Raw genomic sequence first — 23,109 nt, 5'->3', positions numbered from 1 at the left:
TTGCCTTTTGCCACTATGACGCCGCATATGGGCGAGTGGCAAGCAGGCCGACCCTTACTGAGCGGCTTTACGGCTTTCTTCGAGGTAGATTTCGCGCAAACGCGCCGCAATCGGGCCCGGCGTGCCTGTGCCAATTGCGGCACCGTCGATTTCAACGACAGGCATGACGAAGGTAGACGCAGAGGTCACAAAGGCCTCATCTGCGCCCTGCGCTTCCTCAATCGTAAAGGTCCGCTCTTCGACTTTCATCTGGGCTTCGCGGGCAAACCGCAACACGGCGGCGCGGGTGATCCCATGAAGAATATCATTGCTCAGTTGGCGCGTAATGATCGTGTCACCTTTGACAATATAGGCATTGTTGGATGTACCTTCAGTCACCGCGCCGTCCTCAACCATCCAAGCGTCATCACAGCCTGCGGCCTTTGCAGCCATCTTACCCATGGACGGGTAAAGTAGTTGCGTCGTCTTAATGTCGCGACGCCCCCAACGAAGGTCTTCGATTGAGATGATCTTGAAACCTTCTTTGGCTTTCGGACTATCCGCCAAACCGGGTTTGTTCTGGGTGAACAACACAAGCGTCGGTTTCACATCGTCAGACGGGTACGCAAAGTCGCGATCCCCTGCACTGCCGCGGCTGACCTGCAAATAGATCATGCCCTCGTCGATGTCATTCAAGCGCACGAGTTCACGGTGAATTTCCAGCAGGTCGTCAAAACCCTCCGGCTTTTGCATGTCGAGCTCGTTCAACGACCGTTCCAGCCGTTTCGCGTGACCTGCAAAATCAATCAACTTGCCGCCCAGAACCGACGTCACTTCGTAAACGCCATCTGCCATCAAGAACGAACGATCAAAGATCGAAATCTTTGCGTCTTCTTCGGGCAGGTATTCTCCGTTCAGGTATACAGTGCGGCTCATCTCGTTATCCCCATAGTGCGGCTTTGGGTGGGTGCACCCCAGCGTCATCAAAAATCAAAGGCTCAACGCGGTCTTCGGCCAATAGAAGCGGCCCGTCAAGGTCAACAACGGCCGCGCCTTGGGCGACAATCGTCGCAGGCGCCATCGCAAGCGATGATCCAACCATACAACCGACCATCACATCATAGCCTTCTTCGCGGGCTGCTTGATTAAGGCGCAGGGCCTCGGTCAGGCCGCCTGTCTTATCCAGCTTGATGTTCACCATGTCGTATTTGCCCTTGAGCGCCGCCAAAGTCGCGGTGTCATGGCAGGACTCGTCCGCACAGACCGGCAAAGGCCGCGCAATCTCAGCCAACATGTCATCTTCTCCGGCTGGCATTGGCTGTTCGACCATGCTCACCCCAAGGCGCAGCAAGTGTGGCGCAAGGTCGGTATAGACCTCAGCGCTCCAGCCCTCGTTGGCATCCACGATAATCTCTGCATTCGGCGCGCCAGCGCGAACGGCTTCTAGTCGGGCCATGTCATCTGGCGTGCCGAGCTTGATCTTCAGCAGCGGGCGATGTGCATGTTTGGCCGCCGATGCACGCATGTTTTCAGGCGTATCGAGCGATAAGGTGAACGCGGTGATGCAGGGCTTTGGCACAGGCACCCCGATAAGGTCCCAAACACGTTTTCCTGCGGCTTTCGCCTCCAGATCCCAAAGGGCACAGTCGACCGCATTGCGTGCCGCACCAGCCCCGAGAAGATCATACAACCCAGTGCGTGACACATCAGACGGCAGGCCTTCGATTTCCTTTGTCACGGACTCAAGCGTTTCGTCGTATCGGGCATAGGGCACACATTCGCCCCAGCCGACATAACCACCCTGTTCGACCTTAACGGTTAGCACCTTGGCCTCAGTGCGCGACCCCCGAGAGATCGTGAACACTTCGGCCAATCGAAAGACATCTTGGGTAACAGTCAGCTTCATAGTGCACAGAGTGCATCAACCAACCGCCCAGCGCCATGGCGGAATGGGTCGACGGCAGGCAGCCCCATACGTGCCTCAACTTCAGCGAGATACTTAGCCGCTTCTTCTTCGCTCAGATGCTGGGTGTTCACGGATATACCCACCACTTCGCAGTTCGGGTTAGCGACACGGGCGATCGGCAGGGCCGTATCGCGCAGATCCTCAAGCGAGGGCAAATCATATGTCGGCAAGCCGCGCATATGGGTGCGGGTCGGCTCGTGACACAAGACCAACGCATCCGGCTGCCCACCGTGGATCAGCGCCATAGTCACACCGGAATATGAAACGTGGAACAGGCTGCCCTGCCCTTCAATGTGATCCCAGTGATCTTCGTCATTGTCCGGCGTCAGATATTCGACGGCACCTGCCATGAAATCTGCAACAACCGCATCCAACGGAACGCCGCCACCGGTAATCAAGATACCTGTCTGCCCTGTTGGGCGGAACGAGGATTTCATCTCGCGCTTGCGCATCTCAGCATCAATCGCGAGGCCTGTGTACATTTTGCCAACGGAGCAATCCGTCCCAATCGCAAGGCACCGTTTGCCGCTGCGCTTGATACCGTTCGCAATCGGATAGGCCACGGACGGAATCCGTACATCATGTAGGGTTTGTCCGGCCACATGCGCCGCAGCAACCAGATCGTTTTCATCCCGCAACAGATTGTGAAGACCAGAGGCCAAATCAAACCCCATGCCCAGCGCTTCGATTAACACGTCTTTCCATGCCTGCGAAATGATCCCACCACGGTTGGCCACACCAATAACAAGTGTGCGCGCGCCCGCATCCCATGCTTGCTGCAATGTCGTATCCGCGAGACCCACATCAGCGCCACACCCCGGAAGACGCAGTTGGCCAACGGCATTTTCAGGGCGCCAATCCTTAATGCCCTGCGCGACTTTTGCCGCAAGTTGGTCCGGCGCATCGCCGAGGAACAGAAGATAAGGGGTGGGAATCATAGCAGCCTCCATTGGGGTTTTGCACAATGTGGGCGACTAACGGCGGGAAGGGCTGCTGAAATTCAGCACAAATGCACCTAAAGTGGGAAAAAAATGCACATCAGGGCGTAATCGCAGAAAAATCTTGCGCACTCTGGCTTTCTGCAGTTGCCAATTCGCACTTGCAGCATGTCGCGCAATATTCTACCTCTACAGCAACACAAAACGAAACATCATTACTTTATCGATAGAGGTCCGCCATGTCATTCCGTTTGCAACCCGCCCCCGTCGCCCGCCCGAACCGCTGCCAGCTGTTTGGACCAGGATCCAACGTTAAACTGCATGCCAAAATGGCGGCCTCTGCGGCTGACGTCATCAACCTCGACCTCGAAGATTCTGTCAGCCCATCTGACAAAGACAGCGCCCGCGTCAATGTAATCGACGCGATCAATACACTCGACTGGGGCAGCAAGACACTAAGCGTGCGGATCAACGGGCTCGACACACCGTATTGGTATCGTGACGTGGTGGATGTTCTGGAACAAGCGGGCGACCGTCTGGATCAAATCATGATCCCGAAAGTCGGTTGCGCCGGCGATATCTATGCTGTCGATGCACTGGTGACCGCCATCGAACGCGCCAAAGGCCGCACCAAGCCGATCAGCTTTGAAGTGATCATCGAATCCGCTGCAGGCATCGCCCACGTCGAAGAAATCGCAGCAGCGTCACCGCGCATGCAGGCTATGTCTTTGGGCGCCGCTGACTTTGCCGCATCAATGGGGATGCAAACAACAGGCATCGGTGGCACGCAGGAAAACTATTACATGCTGCACGGCGAAACCCGCCACTACTCTGACCCGTGGCACTGGGCGCAGACAGCCATCGTCGCTGCTTGCCGCACCCATGGTGTCTTGCCTGTCGATGGTCCGTTCGGGGATTTCAGCGACGACGAAGGTTACCGCGCCCAAGCACGCCGCAGCGCGACGCTGGGTATGGTCGGCAAATGGGCGATCCACCCAAAGCAAATCGCGCTCGCCAACGAGGTATTCACCCCATCCGAAGAAGCCGTCGCCGAAGCACGCGAAATTCTCGCCGCGATGGAAGAAGCAACAGCACGTGGCGAAGGCGCGACTGTCTACAAAGGTCGCCTTGTCGATATCGCCAGCATCAAACAGGCTGAAGTCATCGTGAAGCAGTCCGAAATGATCAATGGCTAAGGCCATCCGTCTGGTGCACACGGCTCAGGTTCACGTGGCGCGTTTCGACGCGCTGCGCGATGCCATTGCGCCAGACGTGACCCTAACGCACGTTGTGCGCCCCGATCTGTTGGATCGCGCGCGTGTTGAAGGTGTAACAGATCCTATTCGCGCTGAGTTGATTTCAGAACTTGCGCTAGACGATCCAGACCCGACGATTTGCACCTGCACAACGCTTGGTCCCGCCGCCGAAGCCGCAGGCGCAATCCGTATTGATCGCCCGATGATGGACAAAGCGGCGAAACTCGGCGGGCGGGTCTTACTTGCTGTTGTCCTCGAAAGCACCGTTGCCGCCTGCCAAGACGCTCTAGGCGCGAGCATTCAGGCCGCTGGGACGGGCACGCAGATCGATACACTTGTTATGCCGAGCGCGTGGCCGTTGTTTGAAAGCGGTGACATGGATGGCTTTGCACAGTTCATTGCCGATCGCGTCAACGCGCATCTGTCAGACCACAGCGCGGTCGTTCTCGCACAAGTCTCAATGACGGATGCCGCGGGGCGAATTGACCACCCCACAGTCCTTACCGCGCCAGAACTTACACTGCGGTTTGCCTTAGGGGCTTAACCCGCAAGCGGCATGAAGATTTCCGTCAGAAGGTCATCCGGCGCGGTCGTTGTCGGGTCATTGAGATAAACCTCAAAAGATGGATCATCGCGTAGCTTGGCCTGACTTTCCGTAAGCCAGTCGCCGAACAAGTAGTCATATGCTTGACCCAAGCCCGCATAGGGCCCCTTAAAGGTCAACACCGCATAGTCGCCTCCGGCAAGGTCAACTTGTTCAAGGCCTGCCGGCACGTCGCCGCCATTCCAGATAACGCCTGCATGACAGCGCAACTCTTCAGCCGCGACTTCATTAGGATCATCATAATAAACCCCCGCCATTCCACGCGTGTTTGGCCAGTGGCCACCTGTCGTCATAATCGTCGCCACCTTTTGATAGGCAACACTGCCTTCGGAATACGGGCCACGGTGGCTGAGCGCGGCGAGCGTCATTGGATCAATTGTGCGATTTGAAACATCAAACATTAGGGTTTCTCCGTTGGGATTGGTTTTCATGGGTGCTGTCACCCCACGTTTGCGAAACGCAGCGGGGGTGACGTCGTAGACCTCTTTGAACGCCCGCACAAAGCTCCGCTCATTAGGATAGCCGACTTGTTTGGCGATCCCCGATACCGGCTGCGACGAACGCACCAAAAGCATCGTTGCCTTGTGCATTCTCACCGATCTAATCATTGCTGCGGGCGACACGCCCATGATTGCGGTAAAGACCCGATGCCAATGGAAACGAGACAATGCCGCAACATCGGCCAGCTGATCCAATGACAGGTCTTCGCCCGCATGGGCATGGATATAGTCAACAACCCGAAGGATGCGATCTGTGTGAGGGTGCGTCTTGGTCATGTTCAATCCCTAGCAAGAACCCACTGCACAAATCTTGCTGAGTTGCATTGCCCCTACGTCCGACCTTATATCATGCACAAGATATCAGGAGCATGATGCATGACCAACTACCTCGACTTTGAAAAGCCGCTTGCCGAAATTGAAGGCAAAGCCGCTGAACTGCGCGCCATGGCCCGCCAAAATGAGGAAATGGACGTCGAGGCAGAAGCCGCCGGCCTTGATAAAAAAGCCGCAGACCTGATGGAAACGCTTTACGCGGACCTAACGCCTTGGCGCAAATGCCAAGTCGCGCGTCATGCAGATCGCCCCCATTGCAAAGACTATATCGACGCCTTGTTCACGGAATACACACCGCTCGCAGGGGATCGCAATTTTGCAGATGACCACGCGGTGATGGGCGGCCTTGCTCGGCTAGATGGTCGCGCAGTGATGGTGATCGGCCACGAAAAAGGCAACGATACCAAATCCCGCATTGAACGCAATTTCGGGATGGCCCGCCCAGAAGGCTACCGCAAAGCGATCCGCCTGATGGATATGGCAGACCGGTTTGGCATACCTGTCGTAACTTTGGTTGATACGCCCGGCGCCTACCCCGGCAAAGGCGCAGAAGAACGCGGTCAGTCCGAAGCGATTGCCCGTTCCACACAAAAATGCCTGCAACTTGGAGTTCCATTGGTCAGCGTCATTATCGGCGAAGGCGGATCCGGCGGGGCGGTTGCCTTTGCAACGGCCAACCGTGTCGCGATGCTGCAGCACTCCGTCTACTCGGTGATTTCACCAGAAGGCTGTGCGTCGATCCTTTGGAAAGATGCCGAAAAGATGCGCGAAGCCGCTGAGGCGCTGCGTTTGACGGCACAAAACCTCAAAGAACTCGGCGTCTGTGATCGTATCGTCAGTGAGCCAACAGGCGGGGCACATCGCCACAAGAAGATCGCCATTGATGGCGTCGGCACTGCGATCCAAGCCATGCTCGATGAACTTGAAAACAAATCCGCTGATGAATTGCGCCAGTCGCGCCGTCAGAAATACCTTGATCTGGGCAGCAAGGGCCTCGCTGCGTGATCCGCGCGGCCATCGCCCTCATGTTTGCCGCCCAGACAGCGGCTGCAGGTGGGCTGATGGACCGCACGGTTTCATTCGGCGCGCTGGCCTATGACAACGTAGAAGCGCCGATTTATGTTGGCGAACGCCACCCAGCCATCGTTACCGACGCGATCGAATACGGGCTTGGCCCCGAAGGGCTCCAAAACGGATGGGACATCGTGCCCGCGATCATCGACATCCGCGACCAACAGATCATCGTGACCTACCCCGACACAGTCGACGGAACGTTCCCCGAAGCGGAATTCAATGGCTATGTCCTCGACTTTCTGACCGACTGCGTGTTGTTCAACGGCGCAGGGCAAGATTTGGAAAACTCGACGGTCGTACTGGCAGACGACGCCATTTTTGTTGAGGGCTCCAAATTGTACGTGGATATGGCGGGCATCAATTATGAGCCGCAAACGTTTATTGTTATAAACGTCGACGTCGCCGACTGCCCGCTAAGTTAATTTACGTCGCCGACAACCATGAACGATGACACGCGCCCAGGGCTTGCAATCATAACTACGCGCAGACCCTCAAATAGGTCGCGATCAACGCCATACCAGCCGAGCGTTCTTGGACCATCCGTGAGAACATCGACCTCGGGAACCAAGGGTTCGGCGGTTGCAATCACGGCGGTGTAGCGATCCACGAAACCTTCCGGGTCCACAGTGAACCCTTCAACCGAATTTTCGGTGTAGCTGACTTCGACAGTACAGATCCGCAGTTGGCTTGCAGGGTTGTTAGGGTCTGCGGCTTCGCCCCATTCGGCGACAAAGCGGTTGTTTTCGAGAATGGCCGCGCCTGCGTTGTTCAGATTGTCGGAGACCTCAACCTCGTCATACACACCAGGGGTACGGCCAATGTCTGTGAAAGGGGTCTCACCTGTTTGAACATAGGGCAAGCAATGGTCGGACAGGTACATGCTAAGCAAATCGTCACCCGTGACGGTGGTCAGCACGTTGAACGCATAGACCCCAAGGCCCGCGACGCCTGCCCCTGTCAGAAACCCTGCCAGCTTCATTACCACATCCTTGTCTTGGCGTATTCCGCATAGCCATCGTCATAACCCTGCGCGTCAAATTCCGCCTGCTGTTCCTTGATGAGTTGCCCAGCGGTTGGAAGGTCTTCCGCAGCATTACCCGTCCACAATTCTGAACGCATGATCGCTTTGGCGCACTGAAAATACGCCTCTTGGACAGTGATCACGATGACGGATTTGGGGTGTTTCCCGTTCTGCTCAAAGCTGCCGGTGACTTCGGGATCATCGGACAAAACCGCTTTGCCATTCACACGGATCACATTGGCGGAGCCGTTATTCATAAACATTAAGCTAACGCGCCCGTCGCGCACGATGTTACGCAAGCTGTCGATGCGGTTGTTGCCGCGCCAGTCCGGCAGATAAAGCGTCTTATCATCAACGATACGAACAACCGGCCCGACGTCACCTCGTGGGCTACCATCGGAGCCTTCGGGTCCAACCGTCGTCAGCACACAGAACCGCGACGCGTTGATCCATGTCTCATAGTGCGGCGTGATGCGTTTCACCACTTTGGTCAGCGATGCTGGAACAGCCGCGTCGTAGAGCGCCTCAAGCGCTTCAATGTCATCTATCGTTTTCATGCGTCACCACCCGTAAAACCTGCTTCTGCCATCAATTCGTTGGACCGCGTTTCCACGACCTCTTCCAGCTGTTTCATGAATTCAGGTATTTCGGTTCCAGCGGGAATACGGGGCAAGAATTCTACCACTGCCGTACCGGGCTTGCGAAGAACCCCCCGCTTCGGCCAGAACACCCCGACGTTGCAAGCTACCGGAACACAGTCCTGCTGCAGTTCTTTGTAAAGAACCCCGGTGCCAACTTTGTAGGGCGCTTTAACTCCCGGCGCGATACGTGTCCCTTGCGGATAGATAATCAACTGACCGGGAAACAAACGCCCTGCCGCCACATCCGCCACCATCTTTTTGACGGCCGCCCCTCGTTTGCCACGTTTCACAGGAATACAGCCAACTCGTAGGCCGAATTGCCCGACGACAGGCGCATATTTCAGGATGTCTTTCATGATGAACCGACCGGCTGAGATGTCACCGTAGATCATCAATACATCAAGAAAGGACTGGTGCTTGGCCGCAATCAGAACTTCGTCCTGCGGAGGCGTGCCACGCACTTCGCATTTCAACCCGATCATCCAGCCCGCCGCCCATTGGATATGCCGGGCATAGGAACGGCAACAAAAGATCGCAGCGCGACGCGAGAACACGGCCGGAATGGCAAACACGATGCCCCACGGCAGCAACATAAAATACATATAGGTGTTGAAAATAAGGGACCGAACCCATTGGATCGCGTAGCTCATGATTGCTCCTTAAGGGTACGAAGTGCGGCTTGGCGCGTGGCCACAAAAGCCACTAACGCCGCGAGGGCAGGAATGACCAGCGGCCACAGCCAGTGCGCGCCTTGAAAGCCAAGCCCCGTGAGAAAACCACCCGCCGCATCCGCCCGAGGAAGCAGCAAAACAGCCAAAGTCCCCGCCAGCGTTCCAGCCGCAGCGCCAATCAACGCGCGTAGCGTGAACCGCCTCACGAAGGCACGGGCGATGTAAATGTCGCGCGCACCGACAAGGCGCATCACGCGGATCACCTGAGCATTCGCCGCAAGCGCGGCATTTGCCGCAAGAGTGATCATCGCGCCCGTTGCGCCGGCGATCAACAGCATCGAAACGATCCCGAGCAACCGCAACCGGTTGGCCGCTTCGACCAAAGGCTCGCGCCATCTTGTGTGGTCATCCAGAATAGCACCAGGAACCTCGGCCTGAAGGCGGGCACGCAATCCTGTGGCATCAAACCCGTCGCCCTCCTCAATCACTTCGATCAACTGCGGAACGGGCAAAGATTCCACGGGCAAGTCCGGCCCGAACCATGGGGCCAACAATTCGCGCTGTTCATCCGCCGATAAGGCACGCGCTTGCGCAACGCCGGGTGTCGATTGCAGCACGACAATTGCCGCATCTGTTTGGGCCTGCATCTGATCGGCAGGTGCGGAAATTCGCAGAGTCGATGTCTTGGCAAGCTCATCCGACCAGCGATCCGCCAAACGCCCGGTCGCAAGCGACAATGCCAAAGCAAAAACCGCCAAGAACGCCATGGCGCCCGACGTCAGCAGCGTCAACCGCGCGGTGAACCCAGTTGGTGGCACGGCGCGGTCTGCTTGTGGATCACCCGCAAGGAGTTCCAGAAGACGGCGCAGCATATCCATCACAGGCTTGCCCCCGCCAATTGCAAACGCCGGTCTGCCAGCCGTAAGACCCGCGCAGACACCTGTGCCTTGGCGGCCCGAATAAGGCTAAGATCATGGGTCGCGATCAACACAGTCTTGCCCATCTTGTTCAGCTCAACCAGCAACCCTAAAAGCCGCTGCGACATTTCCCAATCGACATTGCCTGTTGGTTCATCGGCCAAAATTACCTCGGGCGACATGATAACCGCCCGCGCAAGGGCCGCGCGTTGGCGTTCGCCGCCTGACAGTTCTGGCGGCAACTGCGCTGCTTGTTTCGCCAACCCGACCCAGCCCAAAAGGTCCCGAAGATCATCCGAGGTCGATCCATGTCCCGCGACAGTCAGCGGCAATGCAATGTTTTCAGCAACTGGCAGGTGATCCAAGAACTGACAGTCTTGATGCACAACGCCAATCCGGCGGCGAATTTGTGCAACTGCATCGCGATCTAACCCGCGCGCATCCTGACCAAACAGGCGCACTTGTCCGCCAGTTGCGATCAATTCGCCGTAACACAGCTTCATCAGGGTGGTCTTGCCCGCCCCTGACGGCCCCGTCAAAAAGTGAAACGACCCTGGTGCCAAGGTCAGATCAAGGCCCGCGAAAAGTTCCGCACCGCCATAAGAATAGGCTACATTGTCCAGCTCAATCACGGCTGCCCCCGTTTGTTGCCCTGTTTTTGGCTGAAACCAGCGCCACATGCAATCAGCCGCACGGGCGCTTCCCCGTAAAACCTTTGCGCTTCTACGCACAGAACGGTAAGATTCATTAAATTGGCGGGCAGAATGCCCGTTTGAGGCAGGGGAACATGAAGATGCGGCTGATTTGCCCAAATTGCGGTGCGCAATATGAGGTTGGTGACGACGTCATCCCAGAAGCTGGGCGCGACGTGCAATGCTCCAACTGTGGACACGCTTGGTTTGAAACACCGGGTGCGTCTGAGAAGGCTGAACTTGCGGCCGAACCTACGCCGCCAGAACCCGCTCAGGACCTTGAACCAGAAGCCGCGCAAGAAGTTGTTCAAGAGCCAGAGCCGGACGTTATTACAGAACCTGCACCCGAGCCCGAACCTGAGCCAGAGCCCGAACCTGTACAAGAACCTGAGCCGATACAAGAACCTGAGCCAGAATCGGAACAAGAACCTGAAACTGAGCCTGAGCCGGAACCCGAACAGGCTCCGGAACCCGAATTGCGCCAGCGCGAGATCGATCCAGGTGTTGCGGATATTCTTCGGGAAGAAGCCGACTACGAACAGGCCGCACGACAGGCCGAGGCCGATCCAATCGAAACACAGCCCGACCTTGACCTGTCTCAAGACCCTGACGAAGATCGCCGCAGTCGCGAAGCCCGTGACCGTTTAGCACGCCTACGCGGGGAAACCGACATGGCCTCAACTGCCGCAGCTATTGGCGCGACGATGGCCCAAGATGCCGATGCGCCGCGCCGCGAATTGCTGCCAGACATTGAAGAAATCAACTCCACCCTCCGCCACGACGGCGTAGGTCAGGTTGCAACCGCAGACGTCACCGAAGAAGAGCTTCAGCAAAGAAGCGGATTTAGACGGGGCTTCATCTTTGTGATCGTGCTCGCCCTGTTGGCGCTGGCAGTTTACATTTTCGCGCCACAGATCATCGCGGCGCTTCCGCAGGCGGAACCGGCATTAACGTCCTATGTCGAATGGGTCGACGGGCTGCGTCTGTGGCTTGACGGCAAAGTTCAAGGTCTGGTCGAGGGAGCGGCTGACGCCCCTGCCGAAGCGGTTGAGCCTGTCGCGACAACCGATGGCTAACTAGAACCGATCCAGCAGCCTGCGCAGGTAATCTAGTTCTAGCTGTGGGCGTTCCTGATCTGCGGAGCGTTCACGTAGTTCACGCAGCAGTTCTTCGGCGCGACGGTTGATGTCATCTTGCAGCATGCTTTCTTCAGTGCCGAACTGGCCAGTTTCGCCCATCTCACGACCTAAAGGATCGCGACGTTCTGGCTCGGGGCGGCCTTCGGCATTGCCCGCCTGCGTCCCTTGGCCCTCTTCGAGATCGTCTACCTGATTTTCAGCGAGAGCCTCGCCTAAATTGCGCATGCCATCCCGCAGTGCGTCCATGGCCTCGGCCTGACGGTCAATCGCCTCGGCCAAGTCGCCGTCACGCAATGCATCTTCCGCGCCGTCCATCGCCCCTTCGGCACGATCAAGTGAACGTTCTGCGTTTTCTGCCGCATCGCCACTGAGTCCCGGAAGTCGATCACGCAGTTGGCCTAATCCGTCCCGCAGCGCCTGCTGGCGATCTGCAAGGCTTTGGGGGCTTCCGTCAGAATTCCCCGCAGCCCCATTCTCGTCCGTCAGCCCGCCTTGAGTGTTATCGCCCTGCCCTTGGCCCTGGCCCTGTTGCTGGCCGGACCGTTCGCCGTCTTGGCCATTTTGACCGTCTTGACCCTGCTGGCCGGGTTCCTGACCTTGCTGGTCGCCTTGTTGTTGTCCTTGCTGGCCTTGTTGGCCCTGCTGTTGGTCCTGATTGAATTGTTCCTGCAAATCGCGGAACGCTTCATCCGTTAGGTCCTGCTGGTCGCGCAATGTCTCGGCGAGGTCTTCCATGCTTTGCTGACCCGGAGTTTGCGGGCCGCCTTCGCCGCCCTCTCCACCTTCAGCCATCTGCAGGTTTTCCATCAACTGATTGAGCTGTTCCATAAGCTCTTGGGCTTCAGCCATACGGCCTTCTTCCATCAGCTCTTGGATACGATCCATCAGCGCCTGAATCTCGTCTTGCGTGATTGTCTCTCCGCTTTGCTGTTGATCGGGCTGATCGGTGCCATTGTTGTCAGACGGTTCCATCTGATCGGCCAACATCTGCATGTAGTCGTTCGTCGCCTCACGCAGCTCTTGCATAAGCTCAGCGATTTCTTCGTCCGAAGCGCCGTTGCGCATAGCTTCTTCAAGGCGTTCTTGTGCCCGTTCCAGACGTGCCCGTGCATCCGCCAAAGACCCTTCTTCAAGCTGCACAGCCAGCTCCCACAAGGCGAGCGACACCTCGTCCTGCACCTCATCCGTCAGTCCAACGTCTTCCATGTTTTCCAGTTGGCGAATGATATGGCGCAGACGCAGATATGTGGTTTCATCAGGGAAAATTTCATCCGGTCTGTTCGACACGGCCCGCAAGATTTGCGCAACACGCGGCGCGTTTCCTTTGGACCACAACAAATCGCGGCGCTGTTCGATCACGGCACGCGCCATGGGTTGGAAGAACCGCCGCCCCGGAAGGATCATCGGTTCTGGATCCGTACTGCCTGTCTGACCAAGCGCGTCTTCGACCTGCAACGTCATAGTCACAGGAAGGTTTGCCCAAGGGTGTTCACTAAAATCGTCAATCAGGAACTCTTCGAAATCGGCGCGATCCCCAGAAAACGGCATCGGCAAATCGATCACGACAGCATCACGTGCATCTGGGTCGATGACCAGACCGTGGCGGCGTTCAAGCGCGGTCAAATCCAATGCAATCGTCGCAGTGCCGTACTGCACCCCATAATCATCAAACGCCGAGAAGGGCTGAGACATTTCACCTTGGGCGTCTGCTTCAATCGGGCCAGTCAGTTCAACGGTAGGTGCTTCGTCTTCTAGCAACAGGATCTGCCAAGATGTGCCGCCCTCTCCGTCGATTGACAACTCCCCGGCTTGGACAACCTCAAACCCCTGCTGTTGGTCCGTCGCCGCGCCGAGGTCTTCGGTTCGCCCAGACACGGTTTCAGAAACGGTTAGGTCGCCGACATCGCCATAAAGACGAATGGTAATAAACGAGCCCTGCGGCACCTGCACGCGGTTGGCGACAAGATCCGCCAGATAGAGCGTCGGTTTGCCTGTGTAAGCTGGGGGTTCGATCCAACCTTCCCAGACAGGGCCAGTGGCAAGTACTTCACCGCCAACGCCTGCCTCGGCGACAGAGCCAACACGCCAGATCGATCCGAACAACAGCGCGACCACCAGAAACAACAGGGCGATATAACGGATGCTATAGGGGTCTTTGTCTGACACGCGCAGGTCAGGCTCGACCGCTTTGGCGTCATGGGTGCGCTGTTCCATCCGCCGCAAATGCGCGGCCCAAACGGCCTCTGATGCGGCATCACCTGCACCAACAACCTGAATGTCATTCAGCGCTGCGATGGGGCGGCCCGGAAGGCGTGCATCAATGCGCGCAACAGCCTCGGCCTCAGACGGCCAGTTCAGTCGGCGAACACCGCGATAAAAGGTCCACAGCAATGCCACGAGCGCCACAACACCGTAACCCCAGACCACTTCGAGCGGCATGAAATCTTGCCACCCCATGATAAGGGGCGCCAATGCGATAAACAGAACTGTCCAGAATGGCCAAAACGCTTGCGTGACCCGTTCGGCAATCAAACCGAGACGCGTAAGCGCAACTGGCACCTTCAGGTGCCGTGGGGCGGGACCGCCCATTGGCGTGTGCGTGGTCAGCTGACCTCTCCTGTTACTCAGGCTGCACCAAATCAGTTACAACCACTCAGGTATGCTATCGCGGTTTATCATGTCTTCAAAGGTCGGACGTCGGCGGATAACCGCAAATTGATCCCCTTGGACCAAAACCTCAGGAATCATGGGGCGGGAGTTGTATTCGCTGGCCATTACAGCGGCATAAGCCCCCGCAGATCGGAACGCGACAAGCTCACCTGCCTCTGTTTTCGGCATCATCCGGCCCTTGGCAAAGGTATCACCGCTTTCGCAAATCGGGCCAACAACATCATATGGCGTCTGCTCTTGCCCTGGTGTGGCTTCGATAACAGGCACGATATCATGGTGCGCATCATACATCGCAGGGCGCACCAGATCATTCATCGCGGCATCTACGATCAGGAATTCGCGTTCTTCGCCAGATTTCACGTAGATTACCTCAGTGACCAAAATCCCCGAGTTACCAGAGATCAAACGGCCCGGCTCGATCTCGATCTCACACCCAAGATGGCCAACCTCTTCTTGGATCATCGCGCCGTATTCTATGGGCAAAGGCGGGGCATTGTTGTCACGCGCATAGGGGATGCCAAGGCCGCCACCTAGATCAAGCCGCGAAATTTCGTGACCATCGCTGCGCAGTTGTTCTGTCAGCTCCGCAACCTTGCGGTAGGCTTGGCGGAAGGGCTCAAGCTCGGTCAATTGGCTGCCGATATGCACGTCGATACCAACGACCTTGAGGCCCGGTAAATCAGCGGCCATGGCGTAAACTTCGCGTGCTCGACTGATTGGGATGCCGAATTTATCCTCTTTCTTGCCCGTCGAGATTTTCGCATGGGTTTTTGCATCGACGTCTGGGTTCACCCGAACCGTGATCGGCGCTTGGACACCCAAAGACACCGCAACATCAGAAAGCACCTGCATTTCAGGCTCGCTTTCGACGTTGAACTGGCGAATGCCGCCTTCCAACGCGATGCGCATTTCTTCGCGCGTTTTACCGATGCCAGAAAACACGATCTTATCGCCCGATACGCCTGCCGCCTTGGCACGCAGATATTCACCGATGGACACAACATCCATCCCAGCACCCGCGTCGCCCAGCAGTTTCAGGACAGCCACATTGGACAGGGATTTCACGGCAAAGCATACAAGATGCTCAGAGTGAGCCAATGCATCATCAAAAAGTTTGAAGTGCCGCAACAACGTCGCCGCAGAGTAGACGTAAAATGGCGTACCAACCTGTGCCGCAATCTCGGCAATGGAAACGTCTTCGGCCATCAACTGCCCGTCTTGATACAAAAAGTGGTCCATAAGGCCCTCCAGAATCGTGTTATGTCTGACCTAGCAGATTACGCGGCGCGCCCAACCCTGATCGGGTCTAAAGGCTAAGCCCAACATTAAATGTGCCGTTTGTCGCACCAATGCTTGCGTTTGGAGTAATGCCATTGGGGCCAATCGACACGCCAGCATTCGCCGTAGGACGCACAGGCTCACCGTCGGCTCCGCAAGCGGCCAACGTGACCGCAGTTAGAATGACAAAAACGGGACGCATCATGAAAGTGCTTCCTTCCAGCGGGCAATCTGTGCACGCACGTTATTAGGGGCCGTGCCTCCATAAGACGTACGGCTGCGCACGGAATTGTCCACGCCCAGCACATCAAAGATAGCCTCTGAAATGCCGCCATGAACAGCCTGCATCTCAGCAAGCGTCAATTCTGGCAGATCGCAGCCCTTTTCTTCAGCTTTGGCGACCAATGTGCCCGTGACATGGTGTGCATCGCGAAACGGTAGGCCAAGTTCACGCACCAACCAGTCGGCAAGGTCCGTCGCCGTAGAAAAGCCCATTGCAGCCGCAACACGCAAATCATCAGGGCGCGCCTTCATATCAGCCACCATACCTGTCATCGCCGCTAGGCCCAGCATCAGGCTGTCAGCCGCATCAAAAGTCTGCTCTTTGTCTTCCTGCATGTCTTTGGAATAGGTCAGCGGAAGACCCTTCATGATCGTCATCAAAGCGACGTTCGCCCCAAAAATCCGGCCAATCTTGGCACGCAACAATTCTGCCGCATCAGGATTACGCTTTTGCGGCATGATGGACGACCCAGTGGACCAGCGATCCGACATTGCCACAAACCGGAACTGCGCCGAGGACCAGATCACCAGTTCTTCGGCGAGGCGGGACAGGTGCATCGCACAGATCGACGCCGCACTCAGGAATTCCAACGCAAAGTCACGAGCCGCAACCGCATCCAAAGAGTTCGCCATCGGACGATCAAATCCAAGCGCCTCTGCCGTCATCTGGCGGTCCAGCGGAAAGGACGTTCCGGCAAGGGCCGCAGCCCCCAGCGGGCTTTCGTTCATCCGCGCACGTGCATCGGCAAACCGCGCACGATCACGCGCAAACATTTCAACGTAGGCCATCATATGATGGCCCCAAGTGACGGGCTGCGCGACTTGAAGATGTGTAAACCCTGGCATGACCCAATCAGCGCCTTCTTCGGCCTGACCAATCAGCGATTCCATCAACGCCTTCAGCGCCCCATCTGCGGCATCGCACTGATCACGCACCCAAAGACGGAAATCGACAGCCACTTGGTCATTGCGCGACCGACCTGTGTGCAAACGCCCGGCAGGCTCCCCCACAATCTCTTTGAGGCGGGCTTCTACGTTCATATGAATGTCTTCAAGCTCAACGCGCCATGGAAACGTATCGCTTTCAATCTCTGACAACACCGTGAGGAGCCCTTCACGGATCGCATCCGCATCGCTATCCGTAATGATACCTTGGGCAGCCAACATGGCCGCATGGGCACGGGAGCCATCAATGTCTTGTTTCGCCATTCGACGATCAAATCCAATAGACGCGTTGATCGCTTCCATGATCGCATCCGGACCTGCGGCAAAGCGACCGCCCCACATTGCATTCGAAGATGATTTATCCGACATCAGGTATGTCTCCAACTGGGTCTTAAGCCAATGAACAAAGCCGCCATTCTCGCCGTCTCTGCCGTAATAGGCATTTCTATTGGGCTATACTTCGGCTTGCGCACGGGTGAAACCCCCTCCCTGCCCGCGCAAGATTTCTCACAGGTTGAGGCGATGCGCTCAGGCGACATGCTCAAGCTCCAATTTGGCGTAGATCGCGGGTCTGAAGTGGTTTTCACGCACGAAGACGGAACGGATTTGACCTTGGCCGCCTTTGAAGGCCAATACGTCTTGTTGAATTTCTGGGCGACTTGGTGCGCGCCGTGTCGCAAGGAAATGCCGCACTTGTCTGAGCTTCAGGATGAATTTGGCGACGAACTAGAAGTCGTCACCGTCGCCACGGGACTGAACCAACGCCCGGCTATGGAACGGTTCTTTGCTGAAATCGGTGTCGAAAATCTGCCGCTTCATACCGATGCAAACAGCGCCTTGGCGCGTGACTTTGGTGTGGTTGGCCTACCAGTGACCTTAATCCTGAACCCCGAAGGTCATGAAATTGCGCGTCTGATTGGTGATGCGGATTGGGCGAGCGATAACGCCAAAGCGATACTGCAGACTCTGGTCGAACCATCATGAAAACCCGCTTCGCCCCCCTGACCCACATGGTGTTGGCCACAGTCTTTACCTTCGCAGCGAGCGCCGTTGCCGCAGAAGATTGCCCCGACTTTTATCGCTTCGTTGATTTCGGCCTACAGGGCAACGACGGCGTTCTGTATCGGGGTGGACCACTGCTGCGCGCTGAAAATTTTGCTGAAGATCGCCTTCTGTTAGAGGACCAAACAGAGTGTTTGTCCGTTTGGCCGACACTGACGGACGGACGTGGCAATCCTATGCCAGTTGTGTCGACCATCGCCTATGACCCTGCTGCCATCGGCGCGGGCATCACTGAACTAAAGGTTCGAACAGTCGAAGGCACGACTGCAGCCGCTACCCAGTCGGCCACTTCATATCGTCGTCGACTTGAAGAACCGGACGCGACAGTGACCCGCGGTGACACATTCGTCTGCGTCGCAACAGCCCTGACACCGCATGTCGCCTGCCAGTTGGTGTCCCCCTATGACACCGATGCCCCGTTAATCGTGTATTGCCATGATCAATCCTGCCGGTTGCCCGTTTTAGCAATGGATGATCGAATTTTCGTGAGCGCCCGTTGGGAGACCGACGTTCATTACGTCAACGACCCAGATGCAGGCGCCGCATCAATGTCAGAAATTGTTCAGCACATTTACGATTTTATGTCGCCACTGTCGTCGTCGTTCCAATAGCTTCGAATCAACCGGCGCTTTGGCGTTCGATGTGGGCGCGCATTTCCTCGGCTTCTTGACGTGCATCGCGTAATCCGTCCATGGCTGCCCGCAATTCGGCTTCTGTCTGGCTAAGCTGGTTCGTAATCTCGGCTTCGCGCTGTTGCAGATATGTAATCGCCTGATCGCGGGTTTCTTCGGCTTCGTGCAGGGCTTGCGCCATACGGTCCAGTTCCCCCACTTCGGCTTTTGACACCCGTGTGAACCGATTGATCAGCCAGCTGGCAAACCAACCCAACGAAAACGCTACAAATAGGATAATCGCAGTTGCGACAATGAATTCAGTTCTGTTCATTCTGTAGCGTCCTCTTCGGAGGCCTCCTCGGCCTCTGCTTCGATCTGTTCAAGTGCCGTCGGCTCTTCGGTGCTTTCGGGTATAATCAACGAAAACTCAATTCTACGGTTCGCTTCGCGGCCTTCGGCAGTTTCGTTGTCGGCAATCGGATCAGCCTCACCATAGCCGACTGCACGGAAACGCGACACAGGAACACGGCGCACGCGCAACCCGTCCAGAACGGCATCGGCACGTTGTTGGCTCAGGCGTTGATTGCCATCCTCAGATCCCTGACTATCGGTGTAGCCCGCAATTTCCACCCGCAGATCCGCGCAGCGTTGCAGCACTTCGGCAATGTCATCCAAGATCGCCGCACCAGCACCAGCGATCGTCGCGGAGCTTGGTTCAAACGTGATTTTACGAGCTTGAGTTACGGCCTCAATCCCCGCAAGGCACTCTTCTTCGGTCGGCAAGGATGCAATCGGGTCGAGGGCCTCAACATAGGTCACATCGACTTCAAATTCTTCCGAGCTGCCAAGCTTATCGATCAACAGACGTGTGATCTCAGCGCCAGCGTCTTCCGATCCAGAATTACCACGCACGACGACTGATTCAGGTTCTACCGTTACCGACCCATTTGACAGCTTTGACAATGCCTCAACACCCGCCAACACGCGAATGGCCCAACCGTTCGGAAGCCCGTCCACGACACGGGTTGCCATTGAAATCTCGGACGATCCGAACTTGGCGCGGGCAAAGTTTTCCGCAGTGGAGTTCAGCAAATCATCAGAAACACGCCCCCGCAGTTGCACCAAACCTTCAGGGCTCAGGGTTGCGATGAACTGTGGCGGCCCATCACTATTCTCGCTCGGAGCTGCGGGCAAGATCGCCTCAAGCGCAAAGACTTCAGGCAAAGAATTTTCCAATTCGCCTGCAATACGGTCAAAGTTGCCTTCAACCGCGCCGGGGTTTGCAACGAATGTCACATCCGCATCTGAGAACGTAACCGTACCGCCGCCCAGTTCTTTTAAAGCCGCAATCGACATTGTAACCGCATCCGCCCAGCGCACTGTCGGTGATCCAAGCGCAACTGTGCACCCCAAACGCCCTTCGGCACCAGCCGCTTGAGCTGCCGAAACAATGCGGCGTTCCGATTCAACGGTATCCGCGACGCAACTATCAAAACGCGCGCCATCACCGTCGATAATGAAACGCGTCACGAAGGGAGAAACCACAGGACGTGGTGCTGAGATATCGAGCGTGATCAACAAGCCCTCAGGAGACGTCCGCCGCAAACTGGTTTCCAGTTGAGCTTTTTGTTCGGGCGAGTCTGAAATGGCTTCGACGGCAACGCTTCCGGCGCGCACGGAAATCTTCGACCGGGGCAGTTGGCGCAGGGCCCGAAGCGCAAAATCGACCGAAGCGTCCCATCCCGAAGGTATCTCATGGTCAGCGGTCTCGAGGAAATCCGCAAAGCTGCCATCTTCCCCAGACAAGTCCGCCAGCGTTTCCGTAAGTTCGTCACGGTCCGATGATGTAGGGATCAGGCCAATAATGGAAATGCCACTATCATTGCGTAAAATCTCCATAGAAAATTCCGGCGCCTGCAATGCGTCGGTCACAGTGACAGTCATGTTGTCGATGACGCGGCTGGCATCGACCATCCCGCCAGCCGTCGAAATCGCGCGGAACCGCATGGCCTCTGATGGGGCTTCGCCTTCCAAGATAACCTGTAGGCCATCCCCAATCACGGTCGCAAATTCATGCCCGTGCTCTTCGAACGACATTTCAACCGCTTCGACGGATCGTGCCTCGACGGTCGAAACAATAATGCGCGCACCAAAGCCACAGAGAATTGCGGCCACGAGGAACACACCGAGACGGACAAGAAGGGTAGAGAGGCGCATTGCGGCGTCCTTGATAAGTAATTGCCGTCCTGCTTAGGCGGTTGTGGCCCAGTGTTCAATCACAGCAGCAGCGCTATGGCGAAAAATGGCAAAGGAATGAGCCCCGCATCGCGATTGGATCGAAACAGACGCAAGAGTGTGTCGTTGTCATCGGCGTCGAATGTGCGCTGCTGCCACGCCAAATGCCAGCCCATCGCCCAAGGGCCACCCAAAGCAACCACCAGCGAAAGAACCGAACCACCAATGGCCGCGAGGATCACGGACAAGCCCAAAAGAACAACCGTTGCAGCCCAGAAATACCGCAGCCAACTGGGCGTAGCGTCCCCAAACAGACGCGCCGTCGACTTCACCCCGATCAGCGCGTCGTCTTCGGCGTCCTGATGGGCATAGATCGTGTCATAAAACAGCGTCCACGCGATGCCTGCGACATAAAGCACAACAGCCGGCCAACCCAGCGATCCCGTATGCGCCGTCCACGCCAGCAACGCACCCCAATTAAACGCAAGCCCTAAGAACGCCTGCGGCCACCACGTAAATCGCTTGGCAAAGGGGTAGATTGCGACGGGCAGGATCGCGAGGAACCCTAGCAAAATTGCGGTTCCATTGAAGGTCAGCAAGATCAAAAGCGACAGGAACGACTGTAGAGCCATCCAAACCAACGCCTGCCGAACGCTTACCTGCCCGGACGGGATCGGGCGATTTGCGGTGCGCTCCACCGATCCATCAATATCGCGGTCGGTTATGTCGTTCCACGTGCAGCCCGCCCCACGCATCAAGAATGAACCAAGAGCACAGCCAATCGCGATCCAAAGATCAAACCAACTGGCCTGCCCCGTGTGCAGCATCGCCAGCAATAATCCCCACCAACACGGCAACAACAACAGCCACGTTCCAATCGGGCGATCCGCACGAGATAGACGTAAATACGGACGGGCGCGGGCAGGCGCATATGTATCCACCCAATTGCCTTTTACAGCATCTGCGATCTCAGCCTCTGGCATCCGGTTGGTCTCGGTCATATGTTCACCCAATGGCACGTATTAGACTTCATGTAGATCACCCATTGGCAGCGCGCGAAAGGGTCACTCTGACGCGGGAACAAGCGCACTACCTTTTTGGGGTAATGCGATTGGACGTAGGCGCCGATGTTTTGCTGTTTAATAGCAAAGACGGCGAATGGCAGGCCCAAGTTATTGCTGCCACCAAAAAGGGCGGCGTGCTGGAATGCGCTTTGCAGACCAAACCTTTATTGATGCCGCCTGACCTATGGCTCGTCTTTGCTCCGATCAAAAAAGACCGGACATCGTTTATCGTCGAGAAAGCCGCCGAACTTGGGGCCGCTCGTATTTGCCCGATGCAGACCGAATTCACCCAAGCCGCGAACCGTGTGCGCCAAGACAAACTGCAAGCCCACGCCTTAGAAGCCGCCGAGCAATGTGGCGGAACCTTTGTCCCCCACGTCGATGACGTGCAAAAATTCGCCAAAGTCTTGGACAACTGGGACCCAGCCCGCCGCATCCTGTTTTGTGACGAAACACTGGTTGGCCAAGCCTTGGACTTACCGAACGATGGCGGCCCGTGGGCCATCTTCATCGGTCCAGAAGGCGGGTTCTCTGAGAAGGAACGCGACCGCCTTCGCACGATGGACTGCGCCTATTCGATCAGTCTTGGCCCGCGAATTCTGCGCGCCGACACGGCGGCAGTGTCTGCCATGACGTTATGGCAACACGCCCTGGGCGATTGGGGATGATAATTTTGCAGACAGCACACTAAGACATTGAACAGGTGATTCCATGATCAGACCCGAAATTCGCGACGGACTTTGGCGGTGGCGCGAGGTAATCGGCGCACTTGGCCTGTCCGGCTTAGGGCTTTGGTGGGGCTTTGCGTCCTTTGGCATCGTTCAATGGCTAGGCTGGGCGCTGGCCGTCTTTGGCATTGCCCTCGCTTTCGGGGCTGCCCAAAGGGTGCGTTTTCGCCCAGACAGCGATGGCCCGGGTGTCGTGACGCTGGACGAAAGACGTGTCACCTATCTGGGGCCCGTCGATGGCGGCGTGGCAGAACTTGATCTGATGGTGCAGCTGGATCTTACGCCAGCGCCTGCGTGGCGACTGATCAATCGCGACGGAAGCTATACCGACATTCCGACCAACGCACGCGGGGTCGAGGCATTGTTTGATTTTTTCACGGCCCTCCCGAACATGAAAACCGAATACATGTTGTCCCTACTTGAGCGCCCTCAAATTGCACAAATGACAGTGTGGATGGCACCGGATCACAAACCCTACAAACAGTTGCATTGACACTGGC

Annotated in this window: 25 protein-coding genes; 9 read left to right on the top strand and 16 right to left on the bottom strand. The window is 56.7% G+C overall.

Annotated elements, in window-relative coordinates; translation table 11 throughout:
* Positions 1-54: 54 nt before the first annotated feature.
* From KO486_RS13365 to dgcN, 3 genes are read right to left on the bottom strand one after another with little or no spacing between them, the layout of a single operon-like run.
* The gene (locus KO486_RS13365) at positions 55-915 is read right to left on the bottom strand and encodes a D-amino-acid transaminase (protein ID WP_216037785.1); all 861 of its coding nucleotides are present in this window, start codon (positions 913-915) and stop codon (positions 55-57) included.
* Positions 916-919: 4 nt separating this feature from the next.
* Positions 920-1,885, bottom strand: a complete 966-nt coding sequence (gene dgcA / locus KO486_RS13360; protein ID WP_216037784.1) for an N-acetyl-D-Glu racemase DgcA — start codon at positions 1,883-1,885, stop codon at positions 920-922.
* Positions 1,882-2,883: an N-acetyltransferase DgcN gene (gene dgcN / locus KO486_RS13355; protein WP_216037783.1), complete on the bottom strand. Its 1,002-nt coding sequence runs from the start codon at positions 2,881-2,883 to the stop codon at positions 1,882-1,884. Before dgcN ends, dgcA begins: the two co-directional genes overlap by 4 nt.
* A gap of 239 nt (positions 2,884-3,122) precedes the next feature.
* Between dgcN and KO486_RS13350 the strand changes: the two genes are divergently transcribed.
* On the top strand, positions 3,123-4,079 hold the full coding sequence (locus KO486_RS13350; RefSeq protein ID WP_216037782.1) for an L-malyl-CoA/beta-methylmalyl-CoA lyase: 957 nt from the start codon (positions 3,123-3,125) through the stop codon (positions 4,077-4,079).
* Positions 4,072-4,683 carry a hypothetical protein gene (locus KO486_RS13345; protein ID WP_216037781.1) on the top strand — a complete coding sequence of 204 codons (612 nt, stop codon included), beginning with the start codon at positions 4,072-4,074 and terminating at the stop codon, positions 4,681-4,683. Before KO486_RS13350 ends, KO486_RS13345 begins: the two co-directional genes overlap by 8 nt.
* On the opposite strand, the gene KO486_RS13340 is transcribed toward KO486_RS13345, so the two are convergent.
* The gene (locus KO486_RS13340) at positions 4,680-5,519 is read right to left on the bottom strand and encodes an AraC family transcriptional regulator (RefSeq protein WP_216037780.1); all 840 of its coding nucleotides are present in this window, start codon (positions 5,517-5,519) and stop codon (positions 4,680-4,682) included. The two genes, KO486_RS13345 and KO486_RS13340, sit on opposite strands and share 4 nt — an antisense overlap.
* A gap of 99 nt (positions 5,520-5,618) precedes the next feature.
* Here KO486_RS13340 and KO486_RS13335 point away from each other — a divergent pair, with 99 nt between their 5' ends.
* Both KO486_RS13335 and KO486_RS13330 read left to right on the top strand, forming a co-directional pair.
* Positions 5,619-6,581 carry an acetyl-CoA carboxylase carboxyltransferase subunit alpha gene (locus KO486_RS13335; RefSeq protein WP_216037779.1) on the top strand — a complete coding sequence of 321 codons (963 nt, stop codon included), beginning with the start codon at positions 5,619-5,621 and terminating at the stop codon, positions 6,579-6,581.
* Entirely contained in the window at positions 6,578-7,072 is a 495-nt protein-coding gene (locus tag KO486_RS13330) for a hypothetical protein (RefSeq protein WP_216037778.1), read from the top strand. Before KO486_RS13335 ends, KO486_RS13330 begins: the two co-directional genes overlap by 4 nt.
* Here the strand turns inward: KO486_RS13330 and KO486_RS13325 are convergent.
* The 5 genes from KO486_RS13325 to KO486_RS13305 are packed head-to-tail and all read right to left on the bottom strand — an operon-like array spanning position 7,069 to position 10,532.
* Positions 7,069-7,629: a hypothetical protein gene (locus KO486_RS13325; protein WP_216037777.1), complete on the bottom strand. Its 561-nt coding sequence runs from the start codon at positions 7,627-7,629 to the stop codon at positions 7,069-7,071. The two genes, KO486_RS13330 and KO486_RS13325, sit on opposite strands and share 4 nt — an antisense overlap.
* On the bottom strand, positions 7,629-8,228 hold the full coding sequence (locus KO486_RS13320) for a pyridoxamine 5'-phosphate oxidase family protein (protein WP_216037776.1): 600 nt from the start codon (positions 8,226-8,228) through the stop codon (positions 7,629-7,631). The genes KO486_RS13325 and KO486_RS13320 overlap by 1 nt, the downstream gene beginning before the upstream one ends.
* Positions 8,225-8,962, bottom strand: a complete 738-nt coding sequence (locus KO486_RS13315) for a lysophospholipid acyltransferase family protein (protein WP_216037775.1) — start codon at positions 8,960-8,962, stop codon at positions 8,225-8,227. The genes KO486_RS13320 and KO486_RS13315 overlap by 4 nt, the downstream gene beginning before the upstream one ends.
* Entirely contained in the window at positions 8,959-9,855 is an 897-nt protein-coding gene (locus KO486_RS13310; RefSeq protein WP_252734787.1) for an FtsX-like permease family protein, read from the bottom strand. The genes KO486_RS13315 and KO486_RS13310 overlap by 4 nt, the downstream gene beginning before the upstream one ends.
* A gap of 5 nt (positions 9,856-9,860) precedes the next feature.
* Entirely contained in the window at positions 9,861-10,532 is a 672-nt protein-coding gene (locus KO486_RS13305; RefSeq protein ID WP_216038349.1) for an ATP-binding cassette domain-containing protein, read from the bottom strand.
* A 155-nt stretch (positions 10,533-10,687) separates the two neighbouring features.
* On the opposite strand from KO486_RS13305, the gene KO486_RS13300 reads away from it, so the two are divergent.
* Positions 10,688-11,668, top strand: a complete 981-nt coding sequence (locus KO486_RS13300) for a zinc-ribbon domain-containing protein (protein ID WP_252734783.1) — start codon at positions 10,688-10,690, stop codon at positions 11,666-11,668.
* On the opposite strand, the gene KO486_RS13295 is transcribed toward KO486_RS13300, so the two are convergent.
* The 4 genes from KO486_RS13295 to argH all read right to left on the bottom strand — a co-directional run bounded on the left by KO486_RS13295 (position 11,669) and on the right by argH (position 17,275).
* Positions 11,669-14,320, bottom strand: a complete 2,652-nt coding sequence (locus KO486_RS13295) for a DUF4175 domain-containing protein (RefSeq protein WP_216037774.1) — start codon at positions 14,318-14,320, stop codon at positions 11,669-11,671.
* A gap of 54 nt (positions 14,321-14,374) precedes the next feature.
* Positions 14,375-15,640, bottom strand: a complete 1,266-nt coding sequence (lysA, locus tag KO486_RS13290; RefSeq protein ID WP_216037773.1) for a diaminopimelate decarboxylase — start codon at positions 15,638-15,640, stop codon at positions 14,375-14,377.
* Positions 15,641-15,707: 67 nt separating this feature from the next.
* Entirely contained in the window at positions 15,708-15,884 is a 177-nt protein-coding gene (locus KO486_RS13285; protein ID WP_216038383.1) for a hypothetical protein, read from the bottom strand.
* The gene (argH, locus tag KO486_RS13280; protein WP_216037772.1) at positions 15,881-17,275 is read right to left on the bottom strand and encodes an argininosuccinate lyase; all 1,395 of its coding nucleotides are present in this window, start codon (positions 17,273-17,275) and stop codon (positions 15,881-15,883) included. The genes KO486_RS13285 and argH overlap by 4 nt, the downstream gene beginning before the upstream one ends.
* 30 nt (positions 17,276-17,305) lie before the next feature.
* Between argH and KO486_RS13275 the strand changes: the two genes are divergently transcribed.
* Both KO486_RS13275 and KO486_RS13270 read left to right on the top strand, forming a co-directional pair.
* Positions 17,306-17,890, top strand: a complete 585-nt coding sequence (locus tag KO486_RS13275) for a TlpA disulfide reductase family protein (RefSeq protein WP_216037771.1) — start codon at positions 17,306-17,308, stop codon at positions 17,888-17,890.
* Complete coding sequence (locus KO486_RS13270) at positions 17,887-18,579, top strand: hypothetical protein (RefSeq protein ID WP_216037770.1); 693 nt, start codon at positions 17,887-17,889, stop codon at positions 18,577-18,579. Before KO486_RS13275 ends, KO486_RS13270 begins: the two co-directional genes overlap by 4 nt.
* Before the next feature lie 7 nt (positions 18,580-18,586).
* Here KO486_RS13270 and KO486_RS13265 read toward each other — a convergent pair whose 3' ends face one another.
* Genes KO486_RS13265 through ubiA form a run of 3 tightly spaced genes read right to left on the bottom strand, consistent with a single transcriptional unit; the run spans position 18,587 to position 21,818 of the window.
* Positions 18,587-18,913 (bottom strand): hypothetical protein, encoded by a 327-nt coding sequence (locus KO486_RS13265; protein WP_216037769.1) that lies wholly within the window; start codon positions 18,911-18,913, stop codon positions 18,587-18,589.
* A complete protein-coding gene (locus KO486_RS13260; RefSeq protein ID WP_216037768.1) occupies positions 18,910-20,799 on the bottom strand; it encodes an OmpA family protein in 1,890 nt (629 codons plus the stop codon). Before KO486_RS13260 ends, KO486_RS13265 begins: the two co-directional genes overlap by 4 nt.
* Positions 20,800-20,858: 59 nt before the next feature.
* A complete protein-coding gene (gene ubiA, locus KO486_RS13255; RefSeq protein ID WP_216037767.1) occupies positions 20,859-21,818 on the bottom strand; it encodes a 4-hydroxybenzoate octaprenyltransferase in 960 nt (319 codons plus the stop codon).
* Positions 21,819-21,829: 11 nt separating this feature from the next.
* Between ubiA and KO486_RS13250 the strand changes: the two genes are divergently transcribed.
* Positions 21,830-22,549 (top strand): 16S rRNA (uracil(1498)-N(3))-methyltransferase, encoded by a 720-nt coding sequence (locus tag KO486_RS13250; protein ID WP_216037766.1) that lies wholly within the window; start codon positions 21,830-21,832, stop codon positions 22,547-22,549.
* Positions 22,550-22,592: 43 nt separating this feature from the next.
* Entirely contained in the window at positions 22,593-23,102 is a 510-nt protein-coding gene (locus KO486_RS13245) for a hypothetical protein (protein ID WP_216037765.1), read from the top strand.
* Positions 23,103-23,109: the final 7 nt, after the last annotated feature.

It is taken from the genome of Octadecabacter sp. B2R22 (assembly GCF_018861045.1).
Taxonomy (GTDB): domain Bacteria; phylum Pseudomonadota; class Alphaproteobacteria; order Rhodobacterales; family Rhodobacteraceae; genus Octadecabacter.
This window is presented reverse-complemented; position numbering and strand designations above follow the sequence as displayed.

What these genes read in the sequence shown, in the direction of transcription:
- KO486_RS13365 (WP_216037785.1), bottom strand. Translation starts at nt 915, where the DNA reads ATGAGCCGCACTGTATACCTGAACGGAGAATACCTGCCCGAAGAAGAC.
- dgcA (WP_216037784.1), bottom strand. Translation starts at nt 1,885, where the DNA reads ATGAAGCTGACTGTTACCCAAGATGTCTTTCGATTGGCCGAAGTGTTC.
- dgcN (WP_216037783.1), bottom strand. Translation starts at nt 2,883, where the DNA reads ATGATTCCCACCCCTTATCTTCTGTTCCTCGGCGATGCGCCGGACCAA.
- KO486_RS13350 (WP_216037782.1), top strand. Translation starts at nt 3,123, where the DNA reads ATGTCATTCCGTTTGCAACCCGCCCCCGTCGCCCGCCCGAACCGCTGC.
- KO486_RS13345 (WP_216037781.1), top strand. Translation starts at nt 4,072, where the DNA reads ATGGCTAAGGCCATCCGTCTGGTGCACACGGCTCAGGTTCACGTGGCG.
- KO486_RS13340 (WP_216037780.1), bottom strand. Translation starts at nt 5,519, where the DNA reads ATGACCAAGACGCACCCTCACACAGATCGCATCCTTCGGGTTGTTGAC.
- KO486_RS13335 (WP_216037779.1), top strand. Translation starts at nt 5,619, where the DNA reads ATGACCAACTACCTCGACTTTGAAAAGCCGCTTGCCGAAATTGAAGGC.
- KO486_RS13325 (WP_216037777.1), bottom strand. Translation starts at nt 7,629, where the DNA reads ATGAAGCTGGCAGGGTTTCTGACAGGGGCAGGCGTCGCGGGCCTTGGG.
- KO486_RS13320 (WP_216037776.1), bottom strand. Translation starts at nt 8,228, where the DNA reads ATGAAAACGATAGATGACATTGAAGCGCTTGAGGCGCTCTACGACGCG.
- KO486_RS13315 (WP_216037775.1), bottom strand. Translation starts at nt 8,962, where the DNA reads ATGAGCTACGCGATCCAATGGGTTCGGTCCCTTATTTTCAACACCTAT.
- KO486_RS13310 (WP_252734787.1), bottom strand. Translation starts at nt 9,855, where the DNA reads ATGCTGCGCCGTCTTCTGGAACTCCTTGCGGGTGATCCACAAGCAGAC.
- KO486_RS13300 (WP_252734783.1), top strand. Translation starts at nt 10,688, where the DNA reads ATGAAGATGCGGCTGATTTGCCCAAATTGCGGTGCGCAATATGAGGTT.
- KO486_RS13295 (WP_216037774.1), bottom strand. Translation starts at nt 14,320, where the DNA reads ATGGGCGGTCCCGCCCCACGGCACCTGAAGGTGCCAGTTGCGCTTACG.
- lysA (WP_216037773.1), bottom strand. Translation starts at nt 15,640, where the DNA reads ATGGACCACTTTTTGTATCAAGACGGGCAGTTGATGGCCGAAGACGTT.
- KO486_RS13285 (WP_216038383.1), bottom strand. Translation starts at nt 15,884, where the DNA reads ATGATGCGTCCCGTTTTTGTCATTCTAACTGCGGTCACGTTGGCCGCT.
- argH (WP_216037772.1), bottom strand. Translation starts at nt 17,275, where the DNA reads ATGTCGGATAAATCATCTTCGAATGCAATGTGGGGCGGTCGCTTTGCC.
- KO486_RS13275 (WP_216037771.1), top strand. Translation starts at nt 17,306, where the DNA reads ATGAACAAAGCCGCCATTCTCGCCGTCTCTGCCGTAATAGGCATTTCT.
- KO486_RS13270 (WP_216037770.1), top strand. Translation starts at nt 17,887, where the DNA reads ATGAAAACCCGCTTCGCCCCCCTGACCCACATGGTGTTGGCCACAGTC.
- KO486_RS13265 (WP_216037769.1), bottom strand. Translation starts at nt 18,913, where the DNA reads ATGAACAGAACTGAATTCATTGTCGCAACTGCGATTATCCTATTTGTA.
- KO486_RS13260 (WP_216037768.1), bottom strand. Translation starts at nt 20,799, where the DNA reads ATGCGCCTCTCTACCCTTCTTGTCCGTCTCGGTGTGTTCCTCGTGGCC.
- ubiA (WP_216037767.1), bottom strand. Translation starts at nt 21,818, where the DNA reads ATGACCGAGACCAACCGGATGCCAGAGGCTGAGATCGCAGATGCTGTA.
- KO486_RS13250 (WP_216037766.1), top strand. Translation starts at nt 21,830, where the DNA reads ATGGCACGTATTAGACTTCATGTAGATCACCCATTGGCAGCGCGCGAA.
- KO486_RS13245 (WP_216037765.1), top strand. Translation starts at nt 22,593, where the DNA reads ATGATCAGACCCGAAATTCGCGACGGACTTTGGCGGTGGCGCGAGGTA.